Genomic DNA, 1,303 nt, shown 5'->3' with positions numbered 1-1,303 from the left:
GTATAGGCGGCGACATTGCCAGGATCAACAGCTTCATGCAGAGCAGCGTTCAATCCAGTAGCAATGATGTTCGCGATATCTTCAATAAATTCATCGATCTCTTTAGGAGTCACAATCAGATCATGCCCCAGCGGCTGCAGTACTTCTCTCACCAGCCCAAGTCTCTCAGGTTCTGAAATATCGTCCAACATCCCCAGGATTGCTTTTGTAGAAGCCTTTTCTTTGGTAAAATGTGTTTTCATCAGTTCGATTACGTTATTAACAATGGTAGAAGCGTAGCATACCGTCGGAACGCCGATAGCGATACACGGAACACCCATAATATCCTTGGTGATACCGCGCCGCTTGTTGCCAATACCTGAACCTGGATGTATCCCGATATCAGCCACCTGAATGGTCGTATTGACGCGCTCCAGTGAACGTGACGCCAGAGCGTCAATGGCAATAATCAGTTCTGGCTTCGTGCGATCCACGATGCCTTGAACGATTTCACTGGACTCGATCCCCGTAATACCCAGGACGCCCGGTGCAATCGCGCTCACATCTCGATAGCCCGGGTTGATTTGATCAGGTGTCAGTTCAAAAAATTGACGAGTCACCATTAAATTTTCAACGACAAGCGGCCCCAGCGAATCGGGAGTAACGTTCCAGTTTCCCAGACCTACCACCAGTACCTTTGCCATATTAGAGATCCCTATTTTTTGTATAAAATGCTCCATTTCTTTTGCAAATGCAATAGCTACACGTTGCTGGAGCCCCGTGTCGCCTTCACGCAAGCCTGGTACTTCCAACGTGACGTAATGCCCTTGTACCCGCCCAATACGGTTGGCTCCTTCTTCATTCAGTACGTCCAGCCGTGTGATTTTGATTCCGTTATCTTCCTCCACGTTCTCACTTATGCCCGACAGAGGTACAGGCTGATCCCGTTCGGCCAGTTCTCTTGCCTCTAATGCCAAATCCGTGCGTACCGCATACTTCTGCAAATCCAGATCCATCTTTTAAGCCTCCTTGGATACCATCTTTGACTATAGTGTGCGAGACACCCAACAGGTTTATGCACATCCATTTTCATCCTGTAATTCGCATCGCCTCAGAATGTTTTCTTATTGCAATTTGAGGTGTGGCATGCTAAAATATTTTAAGTTGTGAAACGTTTGTGTTCATAAGTAATGCCTTTACAGGAGGTGAATGTAATGCCAAACATCAAATCCGCTATCAAACGCGTTAAAACTAGCGACAAACGCCGTGCGTTGACCGCTAGTTTTAACGCGTTTGATAGCGGATTTGATGTTTGGCATTACAT

At 46.7% G+C, this 1,303-nt stretch carries 1 protein-coding gene; it reads right to left on the bottom strand.

From position 1 onward, the window contains the following. Nucleotides 1–995 (bottom strand): GPR endopeptidase (gpr, locus tag GRP75_RS27180; protein WP_160790919.1); only part of this gene is annotated, 995 nt, incomplete at its 3' end. Nucleotides 996–1,303 lie beyond the last annotated feature (308 nt).

Source organism: Paenibacillus sp. OT2-17, from assembly GCF_009827695.1.
In the GTDB taxonomy this organism is placed as follows: domain Bacteria; phylum Bacillota; class Bacilli; order Paenibacillales; family Paenibacillaceae; genus Paenibacillus; species Paenibacillus polymyxa_B.
Note: the sequence above shows the minus strand (reverse complement) of the source record. Positions and strands in the feature narration are given on the sequence as shown.